22 protein-coding genes are annotated in these 25,434 nt (G+C 53.8%); 10 read left to right on the top strand and 12 right to left on the bottom strand.

Annotated features, from left to right (window positions below):
- Positions 1-76 precede the first annotated feature (76 nt).
- The 4 genes from bhcA to bhcD all read left to right on the top strand — a co-directional run bounded on the left by bhcA (position 77) and on the right by bhcD (position 4,498).
- Entirely contained in the window at positions 77-1,246 is a 1,170-nt protein-coding gene (bhcA, locus tag MRBBS_RS01630; RefSeq protein ID WP_014869675.1) for an L-aspartate--glyoxylate aminotransferase BhcA, read from the top strand.
- A gap of 29 nt (positions 1,247-1,275) precedes the next feature.
- Positions 1,276-2,238, top strand: a complete 963-nt coding sequence (gene bhcB, locus MRBBS_RS01625) for a beta-hydroxyaspartate dehydratase BhcB (protein ID WP_014869674.1) — start codon at positions 1,276-1,278, stop codon at positions 2,236-2,238.
- A gap of 26 nt (positions 2,239-2,264) precedes the next feature.
- Positions 2,265-3,428, top strand: coding sequence for a 3-hydroxy-D-aspartate aldolase BhcC (gene bhcC / locus MRBBS_RS01620; RefSeq protein ID WP_041635021.1), 1,164 nt, complete (start codon positions 2,265-2,267; stop codon positions 3,426-3,428).
- Between the two features lie 65 nt (positions 3,429-3,493).
- The gene (gene bhcD, locus MRBBS_RS01615) at positions 3,494-4,498 is read left to right on the top strand and encodes an iminosuccinate reductase BhcD (RefSeq protein ID WP_014869673.1); all 1,005 of its coding nucleotides are present in this window, start codon (positions 3,494-3,496) and stop codon (positions 4,496-4,498) included.
- A gap of 12 nt (positions 4,499-4,510) precedes the next feature.
- Here bhcD and MRBBS_RS01610 read toward each other — a convergent pair whose 3' ends face one another.
- On the bottom strand, positions 4,511-4,780 hold the full coding sequence (locus MRBBS_RS01610) for a hypothetical protein (RefSeq protein WP_014869672.1): 270 nt from the start codon (positions 4,778-4,780) through the stop codon (positions 4,511-4,513).
- 227 nt (positions 4,781-5,007) lie between these two features.
- On the opposite strand from MRBBS_RS01610, the gene MRBBS_RS01605 reads away from it, so the two are divergent.
- Entirely contained in the window at positions 5,008-5,862 is an 855-nt protein-coding gene (locus MRBBS_RS01605; RefSeq protein WP_014869671.1) for a LysR substrate-binding domain-containing protein, read from the top strand.
- A 35-nt stretch (positions 5,863-5,897) separates the two neighbouring features.
- On the opposite strand, the gene eutC is transcribed toward MRBBS_RS01605, so the two are convergent.
- The 5 genes from eutC to MRBBS_RS01580 all read right to left on the bottom strand — a co-directional run bounded on the left by eutC (position 5,898) and on the right by MRBBS_RS01580 (position 12,485).
- A complete protein-coding gene (eutC, locus tag MRBBS_RS01600) occupies positions 5,898-6,713 on the bottom strand; it encodes an ethanolamine ammonia-lyase subunit EutC (RefSeq protein WP_014869670.1) in 816 nt (271 codons plus the stop codon).
- An 11-nt stretch (positions 6,714-6,724) separates the two neighbouring features.
- Positions 6,725-8,119 (bottom strand): ethanolamine ammonia-lyase subunit EutB, encoded by a 1,395-nt coding sequence (locus tag MRBBS_RS01595; RefSeq protein ID WP_014869669.1) that lies wholly within the window; start codon positions 8,117-8,119, stop codon positions 6,725-6,727.
- Between the two features lie 193 nt (positions 8,120-8,312).
- Positions 8,313-9,776, bottom strand: coding sequence for a glycerol kinase (locus MRBBS_RS01590; protein ID WP_014869668.1), 1,464 nt, complete (start codon positions 9,774-9,776; stop codon positions 8,313-8,315).
- On the bottom strand, positions 9,773-11,092 hold the full coding sequence (locus MRBBS_RS01585) for an NAD(P)/FAD-dependent oxidoreductase (protein ID WP_014869667.1): 1,320 nt from the start codon (positions 11,090-11,092) through the stop codon (positions 9,773-9,775). Before MRBBS_RS01585 ends, MRBBS_RS01590 begins: the two co-directional genes overlap by 4 nt.
- The gene (locus MRBBS_RS01580; RefSeq protein WP_014869666.1) at positions 11,076-12,485 is read right to left on the bottom strand and encodes an NAD(P)/FAD-dependent oxidoreductase; all 1,410 of its coding nucleotides are present in this window, start codon (positions 12,483-12,485) and stop codon (positions 11,076-11,078) included. Before MRBBS_RS01580 ends, MRBBS_RS01585 begins: the two co-directional genes overlap by 17 nt.
- 186 nt (positions 12,486-12,671) lie before the next feature.
- On the opposite strand from MRBBS_RS01580, the gene MRBBS_RS01575 reads away from it, so the two are divergent.
- Genes MRBBS_RS01575 through dctP form a run of 4 tightly spaced genes read left to right on the top strand, consistent with a single transcriptional unit; the run spans position 12,672 to position 16,489 of the window.
- Positions 12,672-13,427, top strand: a complete 756-nt coding sequence (locus tag MRBBS_RS01575) for a DeoR/GlpR family DNA-binding transcription regulator (protein ID WP_014869664.1) — start codon at positions 12,672-12,674, stop codon at positions 13,425-13,427.
- Positions 13,428-13,466: 39 nt separating this feature from the next.
- Positions 13,467-13,994: a TRAP transporter small permease subunit gene (locus tag MRBBS_RS01570; RefSeq protein ID WP_014869663.1), complete on the top strand. Its 528-nt coding sequence runs from the start codon at positions 13,467-13,469 to the stop codon at positions 13,992-13,994.
- Positions 13,991-15,313: a TRAP transporter large permease gene (locus MRBBS_RS01565; RefSeq protein ID WP_014869662.1), complete on the top strand. Its 1,323-nt coding sequence runs from the start codon at positions 13,991-13,993 to the stop codon at positions 15,311-15,313. Before MRBBS_RS01570 ends, MRBBS_RS01565 begins: the two co-directional genes overlap by 4 nt.
- A 57-nt stretch (positions 15,314-15,370) precedes the next feature.
- A complete protein-coding gene (dctP, locus tag MRBBS_RS01560) occupies positions 15,371-16,489 on the top strand; it encodes a TRAP transporter substrate-binding protein DctP (RefSeq protein ID WP_014869661.1) in 1,119 nt (372 codons plus the stop codon).
- Between the two features lie 210 nt (positions 16,490-16,699).
- On the opposite strand, the gene MRBBS_RS01555 is transcribed toward dctP, so the two are convergent.
- Positions 16,700-18,625: a methyl-accepting chemotaxis protein gene (locus MRBBS_RS01555; RefSeq protein ID WP_014869660.1), complete on the bottom strand. Its 1,926-nt coding sequence runs from the start codon at positions 18,623-18,625 to the stop codon at positions 16,700-16,702.
- Between the two features lie 140 nt (positions 18,626-18,765).
- Positions 18,766-20,319, bottom strand: coding sequence for a PAS domain-containing methyl-accepting chemotaxis protein (locus MRBBS_RS01550; RefSeq protein ID WP_041635018.1), 1,554 nt, complete (start codon positions 20,317-20,319; stop codon positions 18,766-18,768).
- 593 nt (positions 20,320-20,912) lie between these two features.
- Here MRBBS_RS01550 and MRBBS_RS19820 point away from each other — a divergent pair.
- Positions 20,913-21,113, top strand: a complete 201-nt coding sequence (locus MRBBS_RS19820) for an EAL domain-containing protein (RefSeq protein WP_014869657.1) — start codon at positions 20,913-20,915, stop codon at positions 21,111-21,113.
- A gap of 4 nt (positions 21,114-21,117) precedes the next feature.
- Here MRBBS_RS19820 and MRBBS_RS01535 read toward each other — a convergent pair whose 3' ends face one another.
- The 4 genes from MRBBS_RS01535 to MRBBS_RS01520 form a co-directional block, all read right to left on the bottom strand.
- Positions 21,118-23,403, bottom strand: coding sequence for an EAL domain-containing protein (locus tag MRBBS_RS01535; RefSeq protein ID WP_014869656.1), 2,286 nt, complete (start codon positions 23,401-23,403; stop codon positions 21,118-21,120).
- Positions 23,404-23,497: 94 nt separating this feature from the next.
- The gene (locus MRBBS_RS01530; protein ID WP_014869655.1) at positions 23,498-24,229 is read right to left on the bottom strand and encodes an LrgB family protein; all 732 of its coding nucleotides are present in this window, start codon (positions 24,227-24,229) and stop codon (positions 23,498-23,500) included.
- Entirely contained in the window at positions 24,222-24,590 is a 369-nt protein-coding gene (locus MRBBS_RS01525) for a CidA/LrgA family protein (protein WP_014869654.1), read from the bottom strand. Before MRBBS_RS01525 ends, MRBBS_RS01530 begins: the two co-directional genes overlap by 8 nt.
- 25 nt (positions 24,591-24,615) lie before the next feature.
- Positions 24,616-25,338 carry an FCD domain-containing protein gene (locus MRBBS_RS01520; protein ID WP_144012678.1) on the bottom strand — a complete coding sequence of 241 codons (723 nt, stop codon included), beginning with the start codon at positions 25,336-25,338 and terminating at the stop codon, positions 24,616-24,618.
- Between the last annotated feature and the right edge of the window lie 96 nt (positions 25,339-25,434).

Genomic DNA, 25,434 nt, shown 5'->3' with positions numbered 1-25,434 from the left:
TGTGAAGACATGAAGCGGAGGAGGCAGTCCGGTGACGGTGCTTCTGGTAATCGCAATTACGGAGAGAGAACGCCTTATGTCTGATCAAAACCCAATCTTTATTCCGGGCCCCACGAATATCCCCGATCGGTTGCGCTTCGCGATGAACGTGCAGAGCAGCGACCACCGCTCGCCGGGCTTCGTGGAAACACTCTCCCCGCTTTTGCAGGATTGCAAAAAGGTTTTCAACACCCAATCTGGCGAAGTCATCCTATTCCCCGCCAGCGGCACCGGTGGCTGGGAAGCGGCTATCTGCAACACCCTGTCACCTGGAGATAAGGTATTAATCGCCCGCTACGGAATGTTTTCTCGTCGCTGGATTGAGATGTGTCAGCGTCACGGGCTGGACGTTCAGATCATTGAATGTCCGTGGGGCAGCGGTGCTCCGGCGAATGAGTTTAAGCGAGCTTTAAGCGCCGACACTCAACACAAGATCAAGGCGGTTCTGGTTGTCCACAACGAGACAGCAACCGGCGTAACAAGCGATATTGATGCTGTTCGTCAAGCCATGGACAGCTGCTCTCACCCTGCCCTTTTACTGGTTGACTGCGTCAGCTCCCTGGCCTCAATGCCGTTCGAGATGGACAACTGGGGTGTTGATATTGCCGTGTCGGGCTCTCAAAAAGGCTTCATGCTGATAACCGGCATGGCCATACTCGCGGTCAGCCAAAAAGCACTGGCAGCGATGGAAACCGCCAAACTGTCATGTGCCTTCTTCGATTTTCGCGCCATGATGACGGCCAACGCCCAAGGCGGCTTTCCCTACACTCCACCCTTGCAGCTGATCTACGGCCTGAAAGAAAGCCTGAAAATGCTGTTTGAAGAAGGGTTAGACAATGTTTACGCCCGTCACTTCCGGCTGGCCGAGGGCGTGCGGCAGGCGGCACATGCCTGGGGCATGGCGCTGTGCGCTCAGTCTCCTGATTTGTATTCCAATACCGTTACCGCCATTTATGTGCCCGAAGGATTCGACAGCAACGAGCTGACCGACCACACGTTTGCAAAGTACGGCGTTTCCTTCGGCATTGGCCTTGGCGAAATGCACGGCAAAGCCTTCCGTATCGGCCACCTGGGTTCGTTGACAGACAGCATGGTGCTGTCTGGACTGGCCACCATCGAGATGGCCATGGCGGATCTCGACTACCCCATTGAACTGGGCTCGGGCGTCCGCGCCGCCCAAAACCATTTTCGCGCCACCACCGCGTAACCGGCAGACACAGACTGACGAGGTGAACCATGAGTGATCACAGGAACCAGATACCCACATTTGACGATGTTTTGTCCGCCCACGAACGGATCAAACCCTACATCCACAAAACGCCCGTCCTGACATCCCGTTATCTGAACGAGCTGACCGGGGCCGAACTCTTTTTTAAGTGTGAGAACTTTCAAAAAGCCGGGGTTTTCAAAGTGCGCGGTGCCTGCAACGCCGTCTTTGGCTTGAGCGAAGAGAAGGCGGCCCTTGGCGTCGCCACCCACTCTTCCGGCAATCATGCTCTGTCGCTGTCTTATGCGGCTGGCCGGCGAGGTATCCCGGTAACAGTCGTCATGCCTCATACCGCACCCCAGGCCAAAAAAGACGCGGTACGCGGCTACGGCGGCAAAATCATCGAGTGCGAGCCCTCTACCAGCTCCCGCGAAGCGGTCTTTGCCGATGTAATGGCCGCGTCAGGTGCCGATTTTGTCCATCCTTATAACGACCCCAGGGTCATCGCAGGGCAGGCCACCTGCTCACTGGAATTGCTGGACCAGGTCCCGGACCTGGACATGGTGATCGCACCGATTGGCGGCGGCGGCATGGTTTCCGGTACTTGCCTGACCCTTTCGAACCTGGCACCGAAGGTGACAATTTATGCAGCTGAGCCACTCAATGCCGACGACGCCGCCCGCTCCCTCAAGGCCGGTTACATCATTGCCGATGATGCGCCCAATACCGTAGCAGACGGGTTGAAAGTGCCGCTGAAGGAGCTGACCTGGCATTTTGTGAGCCACTTTGTCTCAGACATTTTTACGGCGACCGAGGAGGAAATCATCGACGCCATGAAGCTGACCTGGAAACGAATGAAGATTGTTATTGAGCCCAGCTGTGCAGTACCCCTGGCGGCCATCCTGAAAAACCCCGAGATCTTCCGGGGCAAACGGGTGGGCGTGATCATCACCGGCGGCAATGTGGATATGGATACACTTCCCTGGACCTGAAACAGACATTGATTAGGAGCCCTACCATGACAACGTTTATTCACACTGAAGAACTGGAAGTTGGTTACAACATTCCTGCCGCCATTGGCATGGACGAAAGCGAGATTCAGACCCCATGTCTGATCCTCGATCTGGACGCACTGGAGCGCAACATCAAGAAAATGGGCGATTACGCCAAGGCGCACGGCATGCGCCACCGAGTACACGGCAAGATGCACAAGTCCGTTGATGTAGCACGACTCCAAGAAGACCTGGGGGGCGCCATTGGGGTCTGTTGCCAAAAACCCTCTGAAGCCGAAGTGTTCGCCCGTGCGGGCATCAAAGACGTGCTGGTCTCCAACCAGGTGCGTGATCCACTAAAAATTGATCGCCTTGCCCAACTGCCAAACTATGGCGGACGCATTATTGTGTGCGTCGACGACGTTGCTAACGTTTCGGATCTATCAATGGCGTGCCAAAAGCATGGTACCAAACTGCACTGCTTCGTCGAAATTGACTGCGGTGCGGGCCGCTGCGGGGTGAACTCCACTGAGGATGTGGTCACGATCGCCCAAGCCATCGATGCCGCACCCAACCTCACGTTCACCGGAATCCAGGCGTATCAGGGCGCCATGCAGCACATGGCGTCCTACCACGAACGCCAGGCAAAACTGGAGGCAGCCATTGCCATGGTGCAAGACGCAGTGGATGGTTTAACGGCGGTGGGCCTGAAGCCAGAAATTGTCTCTGGCGGTGGCACCGGCTCTTACTATTTCGAGAGCAACTCCGACGTTTACAACGAACTGCAATGTGGCTCCTACGCCTTCATGGACGCCGATTATGGCCGCATTCTGGACAAAGATGGCAAGCGCATCGATCAGGGCGAATGGGAGAACGCACTTTTCATCCTGACCAGCGTTATGAGTCATACCAAGGCCGATAAAGCTATCTGCGATGCGGGTCTCAAAGCTCAATCTGTAGACAGTGGCCTGCCGTTTATCTTTGGCCGCGACGACGTCGAATACGTCAAGTGCTCAGACGAGCATGGCGTCATCAGTGACCCCCGGGGTGTACTCAAAATCAACGAAAAACTCAAACTGGTACCGGGGCACTGCGACCCGACTTGCAACGTCCACGATTGGTACGTCGGCGTTCGCAACGGCAAGGTCGAAACGCTCTGGCCCGTCAGCGCCCGCGGCAAAATGTTCTGATTCAGCTTGCGCCAGGCCTCCGAACGCGATTTGGGGGCTGGCTAAAATGACAAAGGAGACTAACGATGGACACTTCATCCGAAGCATTAACTCAACCGCATCAGATTCTGATCGTAAGCGAAGACGCCTGCCAGAAAGTGATTGGCCGCCATGAAGCCTTTCAGGCAGTTGAGTCGGTCTTCTCATCCATGGCCAAGGGGAGCGCCTACAATTTCCCCGTGGTGCGGGAAGCGATCGGACATGCAAATGCACTCTATGGCTTCAAATCTGGTTTCGACAGCGAAGGATTGGTCTTAGGTGTAAAAGCGGGCGGCTACTGGCCCGGCAATGTCGTTCAGGGGCGGACCAATCATCAATCAATCGTGGCGCTGTTCGACCCGGATACCGGGCAACTCAAGGCTCTCATAGGTGGAAATTATCTGACCGCCATTCGCACCGCCGCATCGTCCGCGGTCTCGATTGCCCATCTAGCCCGAAAGAACGCCAAAGTGTTAGGCATGATAGGTGCAGGCTTTCAGTCGACCTTCCAACTTCACGCCGCGCTGGAGCAGCGCGACTTCGAGAAAGTAGTGGCCTGGAATACCCACCCTGAGCACCTGACGCGGCTGGCTGACGTTTGCAGGGAACATGGCCTACCCTTCGAAGCCGTTTCCTTACAAACTCTGGGGGCTCAATCGGATGTTATTATTACCATCACGTCGGCCTCAGAACCTCTGCTGCAGGCCGCTTGGATAAAACCCGGCACGCACCTCGCCTGCATGGGTACGGATACCAAGGGAAAGCAAGAAGTCGATCAACAGCTTTTGGCGAGGGCGTCGGTCTTCACTGATGAAATCGCCCAGTCGATCAGTATCGGTGAAGCCCAGCATGCTGTGGCCGCAAAGATCTTATTCGCCGAGCAAATCACACCCATTGGAGAGGTCATTAATGGCTCACACCAGGGCCGTCAATCAGAGCAGGAGATCACCTTATTTGACGGCACCGGTGTAGGACTTCAAGACTTGGCGGTTGCCTCAGCAGCCGCGAGTCTTGCCGAAGTGCGAGGGCTTGCTCAGCGAGTCACGCTGTAGATTGAGTTTGCCTCAAGCGTATTGATAAACACCGCGAGGGTGTTTGCCCGCCTTCATAAAGCGTAAGCTCTCGTTGTCGTGTTCGAGCCCAGAGGCTTGCCGGTTCTGCTCCAGAAAAGCCATCGCATCGGTCCGAAGCGGCAGCTTGAGTGCAACATTGATTTCCCAACGTTTATAACCCAGGTCCGACAGTGTGTCGTCTTTCTCGGCCAACAGCGTCAGCGCCATGCGCCGGAACTGTTGGCGCCGGGAAAAGCTACCCACCAAGGTAGCGGTGTGCATTCTAATTGTCTGATCATTCTTGTGGGAGCCTAGCATCGCTATTCGTCCTTGTATGAGTGTTTAACCCAAATGAATGGCTGAGGTCTGCAAACGCGCTTACCTCATCGCTTTGTGCAAGTATAATGAAGGCTTCTTTGCCTTCAATCAAACGAAAAGAATTTAACTCTGCCTTCAGATATACTTAAGCCAGATATCCATGCTTTTTTCGGAGATATAATCAGGTGACGATGCCGCTGCTCGATAATGAAGTGCTTCGAACGTTTGTCGCGATTGCAGAGTGTGGAACGTTTACCGCTGCGGCAAAAGTCGTCCACCGAACGCCTTCGGCGTTGAGCATGCAAATCAAGCAACTTGAAAAAACTCTGGGCAAAAGTCTGTTTGTTCGCGAGCCGCGTCAGGTTCGGTTGACCAACGACGGTGAGGTATTACTGGCGTATAGCCGTCGGTTATTGCGACTCAACCAGGAGGCGGTAGAGCATTTCATCGCACCCGCGCTGGAAGGCAAGGTGGGTTTTGGTACCTCCGATGATGTGGGTACTCGAATTCTACCCGAGGTACTCGCCCAGTTTGCGCGTTCCTATCCGGCTGTGTTGGTCAATGTTGTTGTCGGTTCAAGCAAGCAGAATCTGACAAAGCTGGATGCGGGAGAACTCGATATGGTGCTGGTGACTGTGTCAGAACGCGTTAGGGGCATTCGTGGTGAAGTTGTGCATGAGGAACCACTGGTTTGGGCAGGCAAGGAGGGTTCGTCTGCACACCTGAACAGGCCCCTGCCGATTGCGGTGGCTCACGAGGGATGCGCATGGCGCCAGATGACACTACTCGCCCTTGAAAAGGCTGGCACGCAATACCGGATCGCCTACACCTGCGAGCACTGCTCCGGTCAGGAAGCTGCGATGCTTGCAGACCTTGCCGTTGCACCTTTCCCTCTGAGCCTTGTGCGGTTACCGCTCAAACAGATTGTCAGCGACGACCTGCCAGAGATAGGCCGTTATCAGCTGGCACTCGTGCGCAGAGGCTCCAACCCCCTCAATAACGCTTTGGCTGCCCACGTGAAAAGTGCCTTTCAGAACTTGCAATGATTTTTCCGGGTCAATAATAAGACGCTCACTTATACTCAACCAAGTAGAAAATTCCCGCTCTTGCCGGCACCTGCCAACAGTGGTTCTTCAGCGTCATCCTTTAAATTTACCCCCGATAGCTGACGGCGACAGGCCTCGCGCATCAAATAAAACAGACGATGACAAGCCATCGGATAGCTCAAACCTTCCAAGCGGATATTAGAGATGCAGTTGCGGTAGGCGTCGGTCAGGCCGACCTTGGGTGCGTAGGTAAAGTACAACCCCAGGCTGTCTGGTGAGCTCAGACCAGGTCGCTCACCAATCAGGACAACCACCATACGCGCGCCGAGCCGTTCAGCCACTTCGTCAGCCACAGCTACCCGGCCCTGGCTGACAAGGGCGACGGGCGATAAGTTCCAGCCTTCAGCCAAGGCCTGTTCTTCAATGTGCTTCAGCATGGGCATGGCATTGCGATGGACTGCCAGGGCGGAAAGGCCATCGGCCACGACAATAGCCAGGTCGTAGCCCTCTGGGTTGTCTGCACGATGCTGATTCAGTAACTGAGCAGATTCATCATTCAAACGGCGCCCCAGGTCTGGACGCTGCAGGTAGCTGTGGCGGTCACTGGCGGCGCTGTGTAGCAGCAGACTGTCACGCCCATGCTCGGCAAGTTGAGCGCTAAGCCCAGCGTGATCGAAGGGCAGGTGCACAGCATCACGGGCCTGAGCATGGGCGTACTGGAACTCCAGTTGCGCGGCTGTAGGCATGCTGGTGCCGGCGCGACCCAAAGCAATCCGTGCCGACGTAAGGTTGCGCAGTTGCCGCCAAGGGCTCTGGTTCCTGTTCTGGATATCAGTGGTCGGTTTGTCCATGACGTGCTCGCTCATTTCAATTGCGCTAGAGCCTGACGGAAAGCCGGTGGCAGGCTGTTGCCAAAGTGCACTTTTCCATCAGCTTGGGTAAAAATACCCATTTTTGCCAGCCATTCTTCGAATTCTGGAGCAGGTTTCAGCCCCAAGGTCTGGCGTGCATAGAGGGCGTCGTGGAAGGACGTTGTCTGGTAGTTGAGCATGATGTCATCGGAGCCGGGAATGCCCATGATGAAGTTGATTCCGGCTACGCCTAACAGAGTCAACAGAGTGTCCATATCATCCTGATCGGCCTCGGCATGGTTGGTGTAGCAAATATCGCAACCCATAGGCACACCCAGCAATTTTCCGCAGAAGTGGTCTTCAAGGCCTGCGCGGATGATCTGCTTACCGTTGTAAAGATATTCCGGGCCGATGAAGCCGACCACAGTGTTAACTAAAAACGGGTTGAAATGCCTGGCAACAGCATAAGCTCGGGCTTCGCAGGTCTGCTGGTCCAGACCGTGGTGAGCGTTGGCCGATAACGCACTGCCCTGGCCAGTTTCGAAGTACATGAGGTTTCGTCCAAGCGTGCCGCGGTTTAATGACAGCCCCGCCTCGTAACCTTCCTGCAAAATTTTCAGACTTACACCGAAGCTTGCGTTTGCGGCCTCGGTGCCAGCAATCGACTGAAACACAAGATCCAATGGCACGCCGCGGTTGATCACTTCGATGGAGGTGGTGACGTGAGCCAGCACGCAGGCCTGGGTGGGAATTTCGTAGCGCTGAATCACCGCATTGAGCATTTCCAGCATCGCGCAGATTGAAGAGGTGCTGTCAGTGGCCGGGTTGATCCCTATCATCGCATCGCCGTTACCATAAAGCAGACCGTCAAGAATGCTCGCCGCAATCCCTGCCGGATCGTCGGTGGGATGATTGGGCTGCAAGCGTGTCGAGAGCCGACCACGCAGGCCAACAGTGCTGCGGAACTGGGTCACTACGCAGATTTTCTGTGCTACCAGGATCAGGTCTTGCACGCGCATGATCTTCGATACAGCAGCGGCCATCTCCGGCGTCAGGCCCGGAGCCAGAGCACGCAGACTTTGCTCATCAGCGGCGTCGCTAAGTAGCCAGTCGCGAAAGCCTCCCACTGTCATGTGGCTGACAGCGGAAAACGCGGCTTTGTCATGGGTATCGATGATAAGTCGGGTAACTTCATCGGTTTCATAGGGGACCAATGCTTCGTGCAAAAAGCGCTTCAGCTCAATGTCTGCCAGAGCCATTTGTGCCGCAACTCGTTCGCCATCGTTTACTGCCGCAACACCCGCCAAAAAATCTCCAGAGCGAGCTGGACTGGCCTTGGCCATAACCTCTTTAAGGTCGTCGAAGCGGTAAGTCATGACACCGACAGTATGGGAAAAACTAGCCATATCAGCCTCTGTTGCAAATAGGAAGGGGTGCTGATTGGTGGTTACGCATCAGAATGCCACCTTCTTTAACGGATTTTCCAGGCGGTTGCCTATCTCAGGGGTTTGTCCCTGAGTACGCTTATCCGACAAACCGGTGAGCAGTTCCCTAACCCTTTCGACTTTCCCATGAACCGATCCGGGAGGCAAGAGTAGGTCATTTCAAAATTGTCGAGGTGGGTTCCCGGGCCGATCCTGCGAACGCTGTAGTAGCCGTTCGGGCCGCAGTGAACAATTCCTGAAGCGAAGCGCAAGACTCGCCCGGGGTAATAACTTGCTGACGAGCCACGTAGCCTGAATCTATTCCGGTGGCTTCAGCGGCCAGGGTTGCAGTGCCTATAGCGGTCAGCTCTGGCTCAGACGATAACGACAGTTCCCGCTGCAGCACATTCGATAAAAACTGCACGAAAAAAGCATTCTCGGTCATCCGGCCATCAAGTGAAATTTTTCCGGTGACGGGTTGGTTGCGCTCAAGGGCCAGAAACACTTCCGCGGTGCGAAAAGCAACACCCTCCAGAACGGCCTGCACCATATCAATCGCCGTTGTATGCAGCGACAGCCCCATCCAGCTCCCCCTGGCACTTCTATCCCAATGTGGGCAGGCAAGACCAGAAAGGGCAGGCACGAACACCAGCCCTTTGGAGGCTGCCGAACTTGTATATGTGACCGCCAGCTCCGAGAAATCCTTAAACAGCCCTAAACCGCGGCACCAGTTCAGCGCCGAGGCTGCCGAATACACACCGCCCTCCAACGCAAAGACTGGCGGCTCTCCGGATTTCTGCCAGCCAACGGTCTGCGTTGCTTCGTTGCTGAGCTGGCTACCGTCAAAGTGATTGATTCCAAGTAGAAAAGCACCTGTCCCAAAAGTTATTTTGAGGTCACCCGGACGACGACAGCCGTGGCCATAGAGAGATGCCTGCTGATCGACCAGGCTTGCGGTGAGAGTCACCTGCTTTGAGCCACACCGAATCAGGCCCAGATCGCCAGAGCTCGGGCCGATGACCGGTAGCGCGTCTAGAGGCACGCCAAACAGACGGCACAACTCCGGGTCCCAGTTCAGGGTTTCGAGATTCATCAGCGCCGTTCTTGATGCGGTCGTCACGTCTGTTTCGAAGCGCCCGGTCAGCCGGTCCCGAAAAAAAGCATCTGTCGTGCCCATCCGCAGGTGGCCGAGTTCGTGCAAACGCCGAACTTGCGGTAGCTCTGCAAGCATCCATCCCAGTTTTGATGCCGAAAAATAGGCATCAAGCGGCAAGCCACTTTTCTGCCGCACCATTGCCTCGGCGCCTTGCAGTTTAAGCGCTTCGATTGCCGGCTCGGTGCGAGCGTCTTGCCAGACAATAACCGGGGTGACGGCTTCCCCGGTTCTGGCATCCCAGGCAAGACAGCTCTCACCCTGATTGTCCAGCCCCAGGGCGGCGAGATCACCGCATTCTCCGGCAGCGGCGCAGCAATCCTCTAATATCGCCATGAGTTCCCGCGGATCGTGTTCAACCCACCCGGGCTTTGGGTAGAACTGCTGGTGTTCGCGGCTCAGAAGCAGTCTGGGCTGGCCATCGCTTCCGAGCGCAATCGCACGGGTACTCGTGGTGCCCTGATCAATGGCGACGATTGTGGTCATCTGTCACTCTCGACCAGTTCGAACGTCGCTGTGCCAGAAGGTGAACGTGGCAGTACCGTCAGCGGCACCCGGATTCGGCGCTCCGGCACCGTGGAAAGTGATTTAACGGTTTTACGGGTTCCATTAATCGAGAGACACAAACGACCCTGTGCCTTGTGAGAGACGCGGAACTGAAAACTGTCCAGCGCGGGCGGCACATCGGTCGGAACTATTCGCTGCGGCACCACGTATTTGAGCGACCTGCCCGCCAGTTCAACCGAGATTCCTGTGGCTGGGCTGGGCAACTTACCCCCCAGACTTTGGGCAATCGCATGGCCTACGGCTTTGCCTTCCTGCCAGCTCCAGCCTGCCGTTTCGACCGGCCGAAGCAGATTGCCTGCCGCAAAAAAATCAGGGTCGGAGCAGCGTCCAAACTGATCGACCACCGGGCCGCCGGTATGACGGTCAAGCTCGATGTGACTCCTGGCCAGAATTGCTGATTCCGGCCGGAAATGACCGCTGACGATCACACCGTCCGCACTGAGTCGCTCGATATCGCCGTTAGGCCTGCGAATCGTGACTCCGCTAACGGTGCTTTCACCCTCGATGGTGAGCAATTCAGTCTTTAACAGTAGCGGAATACCAAGGATCCTGGGCAACCACCTTGCCGGCCAGAAAGCCGTCGTTGAAGCGCCCGGTTCAATCATGGCGACGGGCCGAATGCCAAGATGCCTGCAGGTCAGCAAGGCTGAAAAAGACACCAGTTCCGTGCCAAGAACCACGGGTGCACGGAACGGGTTGATGCCCTCAAGATGAACCAGGCCCTGCAGGGCGCCGGTAGAAACGACGCCGCCGGGTTTGGTACCACCAATGAAGCGGGCTGCTCTGGATGTTTCACGGGCGCCGGTCGCGATTAGCACGCGCTGCGCATGAACAACCCTGACGCCCGCATCGCTGGTCACCGTTAACACCGGGCCAATGGTTAGCGACTGAATGCTTACGCCGGTGTGAATTCTGACGCCGGCCGCCAAAGCTGCCATAACCAGCCGCCGAGCATAGGCCGGCCCACGCAGCAGCCGGGAAAACTCTCGCAGCCCATAAGGATAGTGATCGCAGTGCCGCGGAATACCCCCGGCGACAGGCTCTCTGTCGAGCACCACAACTGACTGCACGCCGCAGCGCCTGAGTTCGGTCGCAGCGGCCAGGCCGGCAGGTCCGGCACCAATGATCACCACATCGGCCTTGTTCTCTGGCCCATACATTCCAGAAAGCTCGTCGCCGCGCGTCGGCCCTTGGGCGGACAGTTGTTCAGTTGGCTGTTCAGTTAGCCCCGACATGAGACCTCACTGTGCTGCCTGCAGCATCGAAGTACGGCTGGGTCATCTTGGCAAGCTCGGCTGAACAGTAGAACCCCTGACACCGGCCCATTGTTGCCCGTGTCCTGCGCTTGAGCCCGCCGATCGAGCGCACCGCAAGCGGCCCCTCAAGCGCCTCGGTGATTTCGCGCCGAGTGACCAGTTCACAATGGCAGACGATGCCCTGGTTTCCCTCACACTGCCAGTCACGCGGGTAGTTCTCGGCAATATTACTGACCTTGGGCCAATGGATAGTTGCCGGTGGCTGAAACGCTTCACCCGATTCGAGATACCGCTGGTAAATAAGTTTTGCAGTGCCAAGCGCTGAGCTCAGCCCGGTGGACCGTATGCCCCCAACAGTGATGTAGTTGAGTCCTTCGTGCGCATGAATCTGATAATCCTTGAACTCGGTGGCCGGGCGCAGCCCCGCATACACGGCGGTCACATCATGGTCGGCCAACGCCGGAAGAATTTCTTCACCGCGCTGCCGCAACGCGGTCATTGCTGTTTCCGACAGGGCCGCATTAACGCGATCGTCCTGAGCCTCTGCCGTAGGGCCAACAAGCAGGTTGCCGTAGGCTGTCCTGCAGATCACCACGCCTTTTGTGACGTCATTCGGCACCGGCAGAAGAATATGCTTTACCAATGCCGATGCAGGCTTGTCATAGACAATAAACTGACCTTTTCTTGGCTTGATGGAGAACCGAGTGCTGCCTGTCAGTTTCTGATCAATAACATCACCGTATAAGCCGGCGGCATTGATAACTGTGGTGGCTGAAATCTGTCCCTGAACCGTGTCGAGTTTCCAGCGAACACCGTCGAAGCGACCGCCTTTCACCTCACAATTCCGCTTAATAACAGCGCCGTTAGCCAGACCCTGCAATAGATAGCCGTAAGGCGCAGACCAAGGATCTATGACGTACTCACGAGGAACGATAAAACTCGCCTTGGCGTGTTCTGCAAGTTCCGGCTCGAGTTCATGGGTTTGCCCAGAGCTCAGTAACTGAACGTCTTCCACGCCATTTTCGCGTGCGCGTTCCATTAGCATTGGCAGGCGCTGTTCCTCACTCTCTGTCCAGGCAATGACCAGAGCTCCTGATTTGATCAGTGGCAAACCCAGACGTTCGTGGATTTTGAGGTATTCAGCATGGCCCGCTGCAACGCATGAGGCCTCTAAGGAGCCGGGTGGCGCATCAAATCCGGTGTGCAGGATTGCGCTGTTGGCTTTAGAGGCGCCATCGAGTATGTCGGGGGCTTTCTCGATGACGACCACCCGCGCGCCCTCGAGAGTGAACTGCCTGGCGATCGCACAACCGATGACACCCGCGCCGATGACAGCAATATCAAACTGAGCATTCTGGTGATCAGTGCTCATTGCACCTCCAGTTTTCAATCCGTAACGATCTTTCTTTGCACTATGATGAAACTTATTGCACGTATGTGGTCATTCAGTCAACTTTATGCCCGTGTAATGACCACTTGGTCGTTTATACGTTACTATTTTGTTGACATGAATATTTATCAGTGTATTTACTAACGACGTATCAGGGGAATTAATTCTTTGAAGCCAAGACAGCGACAGCAAATTATCCAGGAATTGATCATTGCGCGGGGCGAGGCGAGTGTCGATAAGCTCGCAGAGCATTTTGGCGTTTCCGCCGAAACAATACGCAGGGATCTTGGAGCTTTGGACACATTGGGTGTCATCAAAAAGATTCACGGCGGCGCAGCGCGGGTCAGAGTGCATTCTGAGAAAAGTTTTCACGAACGCATGTCTGAGCGCACCGCCGAAAAACGTGTCATCGCGGAAAAAGTAGCCAAACTGATTGAACCGAACGAGACCGTGTTTCTGGATACCGGGTCAAGCACTCTAATCTGCGCCGAGGTGCTAGGTGCGATCGAAGGTCTTACCGTGATCACTAATTCGGTGATGATTGCTCAAACCAGTGGCGCGAGTTCAAGAGGTACTAAAACCTTTCTGCTTGGAGGCTGCTTCACAGCCGACAACTCACAGACGGTCGGCCCTCTGGCCATAGAGCAGATACAACGTTTTCAAGCGGATACCGCCGTCATTACCGTCGCGGCTTTTGATACCGAAATCGGTGCCATGGACTCTGATTTTGATGAGGCCCAGGTTGCAAGAGCAATGATCAGCCGCGCAAGACGCACCATCGTGCTGGCGGATTCCAGCAAACTCGGGCGAATAGCGGCATTTAATGTCGCGAAAACCGAAGACATCGACATACTTGTCAGTGGCAGTGACGTCGGAACCGGCTTCGCTGCAGCCATAAAAACAAAGGGAATCGAGTTCCGGTGACCGGAATTCCAACTGGCGCTGCATTGCAAGGAGGATGAAATGGGTAGTCATTGGCTGTTAAACGCGGTTCGGTTTCACGTTCGGGTTGTAGATCGCGTTTCAGATTTCATCGGGCTTATCGCGATGTATCTCATTTTCGCCATGGTCGCTATCTTGCTACTCGATGCTATCACCCGCAACGTTATCCAAATTCCACTTCACTGGTGCATAGAAGCGGCGCAATTCACGCTGGCTGCCTACTACTTCATGGGTGGCGCGATGACGTTGAAAAACAACGATCACGTTCGGATGGACTTGTTCTACGACGGGCTCTCAGCCAAAGGCAAGGCAAAGCTCGACCTGGTTACCATCACATGCCTCATCTTTTACCTTGCCGTACTTCTGATTGGTTCATTGTCCAGTCTCGAATACGCCATCGATACCAACGAAACCCGCTTCTCTATGTGGAATCCTTCAATGATTCCCATTAAGGCCCTCATGGTTGGTTGCATCGTGCTGATGTTGCTGCAGAGCGTCTCGCTCATCTTCAAACACGTCGCCACGATTTGGGAGTTCGAACTTAAATGAGCTATGAGCTGATTGCACTTCTGATGTTCGCTTCCATGATGGTGCTGCTCATGACTGGGCAGCGCGTATTCGCCGCAATCGGCTTCGTAGCCGCAGCCGCAGGTTTGTTGCTCTATGGTGACGGTGCCATTGAAATGCCGTTCACCGCAGCCTTCAAGCTTTTCAACTGGTTCCCGATGCTGACGTTGCCGCTGTTCATTTACATGGGCTACGTTATGTCGGAGTCAGGTATCGCTGAGGACCTGTACCGGATGCTTCACGTCTGGTGCGGGCGAATGCCCGGCGGCCTGGCGATTGGAACGATCTTCCTCATGGTGATTATTTCGGCCATGAACGGGCTCTCTGTTGCGGGTATGGCCATCGGTGCAACCATCGCGCTGCCGGAGATGCTGCGCAGAGGTTACGACAAAATCCTGATTACGGGCGTCGTTCAGGGCGGATCGTCTCTCGGCATATTGGTTCCACCCAGCGTTGTGATGGTGCTATACGGCATGATCGCAAGAGAACCGGTGAGCCAACTGTGGCTTGCCGGAGTCGTACCGGGCCTGATGATGGCCACGATGTTTGTTATCTATGTTGTCGTCCGCTGCAAGATCAATCCCGCCCTGGCTCCGGTGGTTTCTGATGAAGAGCTAGACATGCCCCTGCGTGAAAAGCTCGCCCTGCTGCGCGCCGGTATCATTCCGTTCTTGATCTTTTTCTCCATGACCGGGCTGTTCGTACTTGGCTATATCAGCCTGGTAGAAAGTTCGGCGGTAGGAGCGACGGCGGCAACTCTGGCAGCCGCCTTCAAGCGTAGGCTCAGCTTCAAGGTCATCCATGAAATTTCGCGTAAGACGCTGGCTATTTCGTGCATGTTTCTCTGGCTCATCTTGGCTGCTTTGGCATTCGGGGCGGTTTTCGACGGCCTCGGCGCGGTGCGTGCAATCGAGTCACTGTTCATCACTCGCTGGGATCTGTCGCCGTGGGAAATCATTATCATGATGCAGGTCAGCTTTATCATCATGGGAATGTTTCTGGACGATACCGCCATGCTCGTGATCGTGGCACCGCTCTACATACCTTTAGTCGATTTATTGGGTTTCGATCTGATCTGGTTTGGCGTGCTGTACACGATGACCTGCCAGATCGCGTACATCACCCCGCCTTTCGGCTACAACCTGTTTCTAATGAGGGCGATGGCCCCGAAAGAAATCGGTCTACTCGACATTTATCGATCGATCTGGCCCTTTGTGGCGATGATGGTGATCACCGTCGTGATCGTGATGATTTTCCCACAGGTAGCACTGTGGTTACCGGAACTGGTGCGCGGAGGCTGAAGCAGGCTGGCGCCAGATTAAAGCAATGACCGTACTTCGACCGTTCACAGGAGTCACATGAAAATGGCTAAACCGACAGAAAAATCATCAGTAGATCAGAGTCCGTCGAACCAGAGCCCACCAGACAAGATACTTTCGTCACGCCGCAAATTTATAAAAACTGCTGGAATTGGTGGCGCCGCCATAGCAACAGGTATCGGTGCCCCTTACGTCAATGCCCAGCCAAAGCCCATCAAGTGGAGATTACAGACCTATTCGGGAGCGCCACTGGGTGCGCACGTCATCAAACCCCAGATAGACGCATTCAACGAAGCGGCGAATGGCGAGATGGAAATCGAGCTCTACTATGCCGACCAGCTCGTGCCAACGGCGGAGCTGTTTCGAGCCATGCAACGTGGCACGATCGATGCTGTTCAGTCTGACGACGCTACCATGGCCTCGCCCGTAGACATCTCTGTTTTCGGCGGCTATTTTCCATTCAACAGTCGCTTTAGCCTAGATATGGCAGCCATGTTCAAGTATCACGGGCTTAATGAGATCTGGGAAGAAGCCTACGGCGAGGTCGACAACGTCACCTGGCTCTCTGCTGGAGCCTGGGATCCGCTACACATCTTTAGCAAGGAGCCAATTCGGTCGCTCGCCGACATGAAAGGCAAACGCGTTTTCGGCGTACCAACAGCGGGTAAGTTCCTATCACAGTACGGATTGATTCCGGTGACGGTGCCCTGGGATGACGTTGAAGTAGCACTGCAGACAGGCGAGCTTGATGGCGTTGCCTGGTGCGGTTTCACAGAGGCCTATGAAGTTGGCTGGGCAGACGTTTGCAACTACGCACTCACCAATTCGATAACCGGTGCCTGGTGTGGTTCTTACTTTGCCAACACTGAAAGCTGGAACAAGGTGCCACCACATTTGCAGGCGCTCTTCCGGTCCACAATCGACCAGTCACACTATTACCGCAACGTATGGTACTGGGCGGGAGAAGCAAGACTCCGTGTAGAAGGCGGGAAGCTTGAGCTCACGTCACTGCCCAAAGAAGAGTGGGAAAAAGTGACCGGCGACGCCGAAATATTCTGGGACAAAATAGCCGACACAAGCCCGCGCGCGGGCAGAGTCGTACAGATTTTCAAGGACTACTCAGCTCTTATGCAGAAAGCGGGCTATCCGTACCGCTAATCTGTCGTTGTTTACTGTTCCATTCCAACGGACACAAAAAAGCCCCCGGGGCTGTCGCTCCGGGGGCTTTTCCATATAGACGGCTTCGACTGCTTATTCTTCAAATGCCGTCGTTGTCTGCCCCCATCGCCACTGAACAAAATTCGTTCCACTGGCGTATCCAGTCAGGCATGGCCTCCACAATCACGGCAGCCCTGTTTTGCCACACTACTAGGTTCTGTAATGTGCTAGCTGGGCACGCAAGCTTTCCGCCATGGCGGTCAGTGACTCCGCGGCCTCACTCGTGGCTGTCGCGTTGTCATGACTGGTTCCGGCGATCCGACGTATCTGGTCCAGACGAGCGTTGATGTCCTCGGACACCTGGCTCTGTTCCTCGGCGGCACTGGCTATATTGGTATTGGTTTCGCGGATGGCGCGAACACTGTCACTCAAACTGGCAATGGCTGCTTCAGCCTGCTTAATAGTGTCCTGGGCGGCAGCGGCAAGTCGGTTGCCGTCTCCGATGACTTCGCCCACCATTTTGACGCCTTCCTGCAAGTGATTAATCTGATCGTGAATTTCTTTGACCGAGTCCTGAGTTCGGCTGGCGAGATTTCTCACTTCATCAGATACGACTGCAAAGCCGCGGCCGTGTTCGCCGGCCCGGGCCGCCTCAATAGCCGCGTTCAGCGCCAGCAGATTCGTCTGTCCGGCAATATTTTCAATAACAGACAGTATGTTGCCGATGTTATCGGAGGCCTCTTGAAGCGCGCTACTGGCCTTGACTGACTGTTCATTGTTGTTGAGCTGTTGCGCGATCGCATCGATGGTTTTTCCAAGCATCGCCTGGCCCTTGGTAGCCAGGCCGTCTGCTTCGGTGGCAAGATCTTCAGCCGTCGCAGCGCTTTGTGCCACTGCCTGAGCTGTTTCGCGCATTTCACTCATCGCGGTGGCTACCTGCTCAGTCTGACCGGCCTGCTCAGCAACAGCAGATTCAGACGCAGAAGCAATCTGCCCAAGCTTGCCAGAGGCTTCAAGCCAACTATCCGACGACCGCTTGGTTTCGGCGATGGTGGCTTGCAGCCGGTTCAGAAGATTGTCGAAACCCTGAGCCATAACGCCAAGTTCATTACGCTTCGAGGAATTAAATCGAACCGTCAGGTCGCCCTCTCCTCCGGCGATGTCATTGATGGTATCGATCATGTGTTTGAGCGGCCTGGCAATGACCAGCTGAACCAGCACGCCCAGACACACAATCAACACCAGACTGCCGAGCACAATCAGCACAATAGTTCTGACCGTTTGCGACCAGACCATTGCGGACACTTCAGACTGAGAGTGGCCGGTAACGATCTGATAGCCCCAGGGTTCAAAGTCAGTACGCTGAATTTGCCAGTTCTTCGGCGTATCCGCCAACAGAGCTTTAACCCGATCGCGGTCGCTATTATCCGACAGCATCCTGAGTTCACCTTTATCGTCGACCACGCCAACGAACCCTTCTTTGAGCAGGCGGGAAGACTTAATGGCGTCGTCCAGAACCTCGAGATCGGCCGAGTAGCCGACATACCAGATGCCGACCGTGTCCTGCTGTGCATTGCGCATCGGGCTGTACGCGGTCAAATAGGGATTCCCGAGAATTTCGACCTGGCCGAAAAAGGTCTCGCCGCGCTTGATAGCTCGACCCGCGCCGCTGTTCAGATTGAGTTTGGTACCAATCGCCCGTGAACCATCAACCTTCTTGACGTTGGTAGTCACCCGGATGAACTCTTGGCCATCATTAGCGAAGAGGGTAGCGGTGCCTTCCATAACCTTGGTAAGGCCATCAACCAGCTCAAACTCGTTGTTCATCATCGAATCACCGAGGTAGAGTGCTGGAGCGCTGGTGCCACCTACATCGGAGAAACCATCAATTCGGGGCGTGCCGATTCGCTCGCCCCTCTCAATCAGTAAATCCAGCGAACTCTTGACCCGCTTGCCCATTAAACTGTCGGTGACAGAGAGAATGCTGTAGACCTCGTCCCGCAGGGCATTTTTCTGTTCCTGGACGTCGGCCGCAATGCTGTTCTTTGTTTCAACGGCCACAAAGAGGCTGGCAATAACGGTTATAGCAATGAGTAACCCTGAAACGGCTATCAAAAAAAGGCTGCGAACGGTCATAATGGCTCCGAAATGCGAGTAACGTCGTCTTGGTATTTGATACCAATTAGGGCCTTGAGAGCCGTCTATCTCGTCTTATTTGCATTTGTTTAACGACAGCTAGAAAAAACTTTAAAAAAGCAGTTCGTGATCCGCCGGCACTACTTAAACCTGACGACCAGTTCGCGCAACTCACCTGCAATTATCTCTATTTTCTGGACACTCGCCGTGGTCTGTTGACCCTGTACAAGGCTGTCTGCGCCCAGAACGGAGATTTTCCCGACCTGCTCGTTGATCTGTTCAGAAACTTGAGACTGCTCTTCAACGGCCGTCGCCATCTGAATCGCCATTTCTGCGATATTGCCAACAGATTCCGTAATCTCGTTCAGCGTCCCCTCAGCCTCCAGCATCCGCTCAAGACCTTTATTTGCGGCTATGTTCCCCTCCCCGGCGATAAGCACAGAGGCGGAGGAGCGCGAGAGTAATGTTTCTATTATGGCGTGGATTTCTCTCGTGGACTCCTGCGTCCGCCGGGCAAGATTTCGTACCTCGTCAGCGACTACCGCAAACCCTCGACCATGCTCGCCGGCCCTGGCGGCTTCTATCGCAGCGTTAAGCGCAAGCAAGTTGGTTTGATCAGCGATGGCTTCAATGATCTTTGCCGCTTCTGCAATTTTCTCGCTTTCGTGAGCAAGCTCGCCTACAGACTCACTGATATTGTGAACCGTATCCTTCAGATTCTGAATAGACTCGCGAGTGGCCGCAACCACGGATGTTCCGCGACCGGCAAACTCCCTGGCCTCCTCAGCCTTATGGGCTGTTTGCTGAACATTGGAAGACACTTCCCCAATGGTTTGCGACATCTCATGAACCGCTGCTGCGACCTGTTCCGTCTCGGCCTGCTGCCTACGCAGGGTTTCCTGTGCTGCAAGCGTAACCTCCAACCCATTAACGGCTTCCGTTTTAACATGGCCTGCGGCATCTTCAATTCGCGTCAATGCAGCATCCAGATGAGCTTGTTGGGCAATCACAGCTACTTTAATGCGGCCAAGCTGGAGGTCATCGTCGGTATAACTTCTTGCGGCCAAATCATCAGTGAATGTTCTGGCCATGAGTTTGGTTATTGACTGAATCAAATGGCGCTTCGACAGATTCATCCACACGCCATAGCAAATGGCGCCCAAGGCCAGCACCACCTCAGAGATCATTGATTGCCCAACATAAAAAAGAATCGCGGCCAGACCAAAAGTTGCCATCAAAAATAACGTGCTTGGAGCCAGTCTTTTCCACCAGGGCGTACCGGTTTTTCCTTTACGCATTTTAGCGTACAGCTTTTCAGCGCGATTGACGTTCTCTCTGTTGGGGCATGATCTGACCGACTCAAAGCCCACCACTTTTCCGTTGTTGGATACCGGCGTGATGTAAGCACTTACCCAATAAAAATCGCCATTTTTGCAACGGTTTTTAACCAGCCCCATCCAGGGTCGCCCGGCTTTGAGGTGCGACCACATATTTTCATAAGCGGCCGGTGGCATGTCAGGATGTCGAACCAGGTTGTGGGGCTGACCAATGAGCTCCTCACGAGTGAAACCACTGATCACGACGAATGCCTCGTTGCAGTGGAGGATTTTACCCTTGAGGTCTGTTGTAGATATTAATTTCTGCTTTGCTGGAAACGTCCTTTCTCGATCGGTGGTCGGCAGATTCTTGCGCACGTGTTGTTACCTGCTAAAACTAATTGTATAAATCACCTACTTATTTATTATCGGCACACATTCCAAAATCTACAAAGATTTTTTGCAACCATAACGTTCATTCCAAATCGCGCTAGCCTCAAGCCACACAACCTGATGAGGTGAGTTTGAAATTGCCCTGGAAATTGTGCGTAAGAGCTACACGCTGAGAGCATCATTTATGAACGGAATTTCTTGTTATGAGCGATATTGCGTTTTCTGTGCTGAGAGCTGAGAGCTGGTTGAGCCTGAGGTGATCGTTGCTCGGTTAGACGGGGACGAATTTTGTCTGCTGATACTCAACTACACTTGCCGAAATGAGGTTCTACTGGCCAAAAAAACTGGCCAGATCGTGCCCTTGGGCCTTTGAATTCTCAGGCAAGCCTGCAGTTTGTCCCTGCAGCTTATCCGTGACGGCTTTTTGGACGACGTTCGTCGCGTGCTCAAAGAGGCCGGCATTTCGCCTCAGCTGTTGGAACTGGAAGTGACCGAAAGCGTCTTGCTGGATGGTACAGCGCCCGTTGTCGAACTGATGGCAACTCTGAATTACCGCCATCGTTCAGGGCGTGATTACCATGGCTCACCACATGGACATGACCGTGGTGGCGGAAGGGATCGAAACCCGGGAGCAGCAGCAAGACCTGGCCCGGAGACACTGCGATATACTACAGGGGTATCTGTTCGCACGACCGATGCCTCTGGCCGATTTGAAGCAACTTCCTGACCTCTTGCCGGTGGGATTCCGCAATATAAAGAAAGGGAACAGCATCGATTAGGTAACTAGCTCGGAAGCCTAAAATGACCGCCTATAGACTTCAATAACGTTTCAAATTTTATCCCGGGTAACGGCTTGGAAAATAAGTAGCCTTGCCCATAGTCACAGCCGGCGGCTATCAATAAATCTCTTTGTTGCGCTGTTTCTATGCCTTCTGCAATTACTTTCAGGTCAAGCTTGTGCGCCATGCCGATCATTGCCTCACACAAAGCCAAATCGTTAGAGTCGGGTGCCAAGTTATCGACAAATGACTTGTCGATTTTCAGGTAATCAATACCAAATTTTTTCAGGCTGGATAGCGATGAATACCCCGTGCCAAAGTCGTCGATTGATACCTGAATATTTGCCTCTCGAAAATCGAATAGTATCTTGTCGACACTGGCTCCGGATTCCACCAATATTCCTTCTGTAATCTCAACCGCAATGGCATCTCCTGGTAACTCCAGCGTTTTTAGGTGTTCAAGCCAATTTTTTACACTGAAAGTATCGTTTTTGTATTGTACCGGCGAGGTATTAATACTAATTTGGAAGTTGGGTCGGAGAGAGGCGCGCCAGCGTGCTGCCTGCCGACTGGCCTCATGGAACACCCAGTCGCCGATACCCAAAATCAATTTTGTCTCTTCTGCAATTGAAACAAACACGACCGGCCCGATTAAACCTTTATCAGGGTGATTCCAGCGTATAAGTGCCTCGGTTTTATAAACATCACCATTTACCAAGTCTACGATGGGTTGATAGTAGAGTTGGAACTGATTTCTTGGCAAGGCGGTGCGTAAATCACTAATCAAAGCCATGCGAGATACTGCGCTCTGCTGCATCGAGGGCGTAAAGTATTGAAATCTGTTACCCCCGTTATTCTTCGCTGCGTACATTGCCTGGTCTGCATTTCTCAGTATTGCAACCGGATCAGAAGCATCTTGTGGATAAATTGTGATGCCAACACTTGTTGAAATATAGACTGTTTCTTGCCCTATCTTAAATGGTTCTGCCATTTTTTTAACCAAGTCGCTCGCTATCAGGTCAACTTTTTCCGGGCTATCCAGGCCGCCCACAATGATGACAAATTCATCTCCTCCAAATCGTGCAAGGGTATCGACTTCTCGGAAATAGCTGCGTAGCCGTTTTGACACCTCCAACAAAAGTGTGTCACCAAAAGCGTGACCCTGTGTGTCATTGATATGTTTGAAACCATCGAGGTCAAGGAATAAGAATGCGATACTTTTATTCGAACGATCAGCTACTTTAATGGCTTGATCGAGTTTATCATTCGCCATTTTACGGTTGGCCAATCCGGTGAGTGAATCGTAGTGCGCCTGTTGCCAAATAATCAGCTCCGATTGTTTTCGAACCGTTACATCGTCGCAGAGAGAAACTACCGCAATCAGTTTGCCATCGTCATCCAAGATCGGTGTGTTATACCACTCACAGTTAATCGTTCTGCCATCTTTAGTAACGTTATCGTTATTGCTTCGCTCTCCACCTTTTTGTTCCCATAACGCAGCAAAAACCTGACCAACCTCAGCCGCTGCCTTCGAGTCAGCTTTCAGGATCAAATCTGTCGCATGTTCACCTATCGCTTCCTCGGCTGAGTATCCAAAAATCTCCTCGGCTATTTTGTTCCATTGTGTGACATAAAAATTTCTATCCCATGTTATAGCGGCTAAAGGAGTATTGCGCAGATGATGAGATAGCTTCAACTCGCTTTCTCTGAGTGCATGCTCCGTTTTCAGGCGATTTTCAACGTCTTTTAGCAACAGGCCCAAGAGGGCAGTAGCGGGTGTAAAAGTAAGAACGAGTGGAATAGCAACCGTCGACATTACTCCGGCAACAACAATAGCTGGCAGCCGGGTAAATATCAGTATCACAACAAGATGCACGAGCAGGCCAAATAACAAAAGCTGCCATACGTTAATTTTCGCCCAGCCTTTTTGAACACAGTGTCGGTAGCCTAAACCCATGCAGACGGATGCAATGATAACCGTGACGCCCACATAGATACCGCCTCCACCGAGAAATAGGCGATATCCTCCTGCGATGACGGCTGCAATAATAGCTACGATTGGGCCACCAAAGAGACCCGATATACTCAGAACGACGGATCGAGGATCAAAAATAACGCCGGGGCTGAATTCTACAGGCGAAAACATGCCGACAACACAAATGCTCCCAAAAACAATGCCTGATAGCACTTTTTCAACGTGGTGCTTTTTGTGTAAGAACCGAAAGATAAAACCGTGTAGAAAACTCAGTGACAGCAGCAGCGCTAAGAGATTGATGAAGCCTATTATCATAATGAATCACACCAGGTTTTGTAGAGGCCATTCCATTTAGGCCAGGTGCCCTAACCTGACCGGTGTGATGCTGGTATAAGAATGATGTAACGAGTCAGCCAAGTACACCGGTAATGCTCAACAGCCACGGCAGAAAAACCGAGTAAAGAAAAGCCGACAGCGCCATCGCAAGACCAGAGAATGCGCCCATCTGAGCGCTGACCTGGAAAGCCCGCGCGGTGCCGATACCGTGGGATGTCATGCCCATAGCAATACCTTTTACACTGTCGTCTCGAATACCTATTAAGTCGAATAGCTTGGAGCCAATAACGGCGCCAATAATACCGGTAACGACTACTAAAGCCGCTGTTAGCGACGGCAAGCCTCCAATCTGTTCCGATATCGCCATACCTACCGGTGCCGTTACCGACTTAGGGGCCAGCGACAACTGGGTTTCAAGGCTCGCGCCCAGCAGTCGGGCAATGGCCACCGAGCTGAACGCACCAACGACCACCCCGGTTACCAGCGCCACGGTGACCGGCAGCCAGACCTGTTTCAGCTTCTTAAATTGCTGGTATAGAGGAATCGCCAGCGCCACAGTGGCAGGGCCCAGCAGGAAGTGAACGAACTGGGCGCCATCAAAATAATCATCGTAGGACGTGTCCGTCGCCAGCAGAAACAGGATGAGTGCCGTAACCGACGTCACCACCGGGTTCAGCAAAGGGTTGGAACCCGATCGAAGGTAAAGGCGGTGCGCCAAACTGTAGGCTACCAAGGTCATGGTCAAGCCCAACAGAGGTGACGCAGACAGATAAACCCATATCCTGTTCAAGTCTGGTTCAATCATGGTTCGGTTCTCGCCTGGCCGTCAGCCGGGTGACCCACTGCATCACCAGAGCGGTGACTGCCATAGTGATAATGGTGCTGAGTAGCAGGGTGACACTGATTGGCAACCACTCGTTGCCAAGGCGGTTGAAGTGAACAATAAGCCCCACCCCGGCTGGAACGAACAGCAGAGAAAGGTGGCCCAGAAGGGCAATACACGCAGGTTCAACGGCCTTGGCCATCTGACCCCGTATCATCAACGTTATAAACAGCATGACCATACCCATCACCGGGCCGGGCACCGGCAACCCCAGCAACCGGACGCTTACTTCACCGGCCAGCTGGTAGATCAGTAGCAGAGTGATTCCATTAATTAACTGCATTAAATGTCATCCAGGAATATCAGAATTAACGAGCGGTGGGTGGCGTGATAAAAGACCGGATCAGACCATTCTCCTGCGTCTCAATGGCTCTGAGCGCTTCAGCAACATGAGCCACATGCGCCATAGCGGCTTTTTGGGCCCACTTGGCTTGCCGGCTGATGACCGAATGGTAGATCTGGCGGTGATGTTTGTCGATCTGCTGCTTGAATGCATCCCGGTGGCTAAGATTGTCCACCGATGCCTGCACCGAGCTCAACATAAGGTCTTTCAAGCTGTTGAGCACGTGAATCAGCACCGGGTTATGGCAAGCGTTTACAATGGCCCGATGAAAGGCATGGTCAAGGTCTGCATTGGTGAGCGGGTCGGCGTTCTCCATTGCGTCGAAGGCTTTAGTAATTTGATACTGGTCTTTTGCTGTAGCGCGCTCTGCCGCCAGATACGCGGCCTTCCCCTCCAGTTCCTGTCGCACCTCGAACAGATCATAAAGGGTGCGGGAATGCTGCATGAACATCTGCATCAAGGGGCTGTCCCCCTCGGGCTCCGGCACCATGTGCGACACGAAGGAACCTTTGCCATGCTGTGTTCGAATGATGCCGCTACCCTGAAGCTCATGAAGGGCTTCCCGAACGATGGCGCGAGAAACCCCAAAGCGGCTTGCTAACTGCCGTTCGGAGGGAATCATTTGCCCCGGCGCAAGACTGCCATCGAGAACCAATTGTTCAAGGCGGTGCGCAACCGCCCGCGACATGGGAATGGGTTTTTCCTGCATCACTCAAATTAACTGGTTAGACCAGTTCTCCATGAAAAACGTGTAGGTTAGCGAATAACGCATCTATCAACGAAT

Source organism: Marinobacter sp. BSs20148 (assembly GCF_000283275.1).
Taxonomy (GTDB): domain Bacteria; phylum Pseudomonadota; class Gammaproteobacteria; order Pseudomonadales; family Oleiphilaceae; genus Marinobacter; species Marinobacter psychrophilus.
The sequence above is the reverse complement of the archived record's forward strand: the minus strand, read 5'-3'. Positions and strand labels throughout refer to the sequence as shown.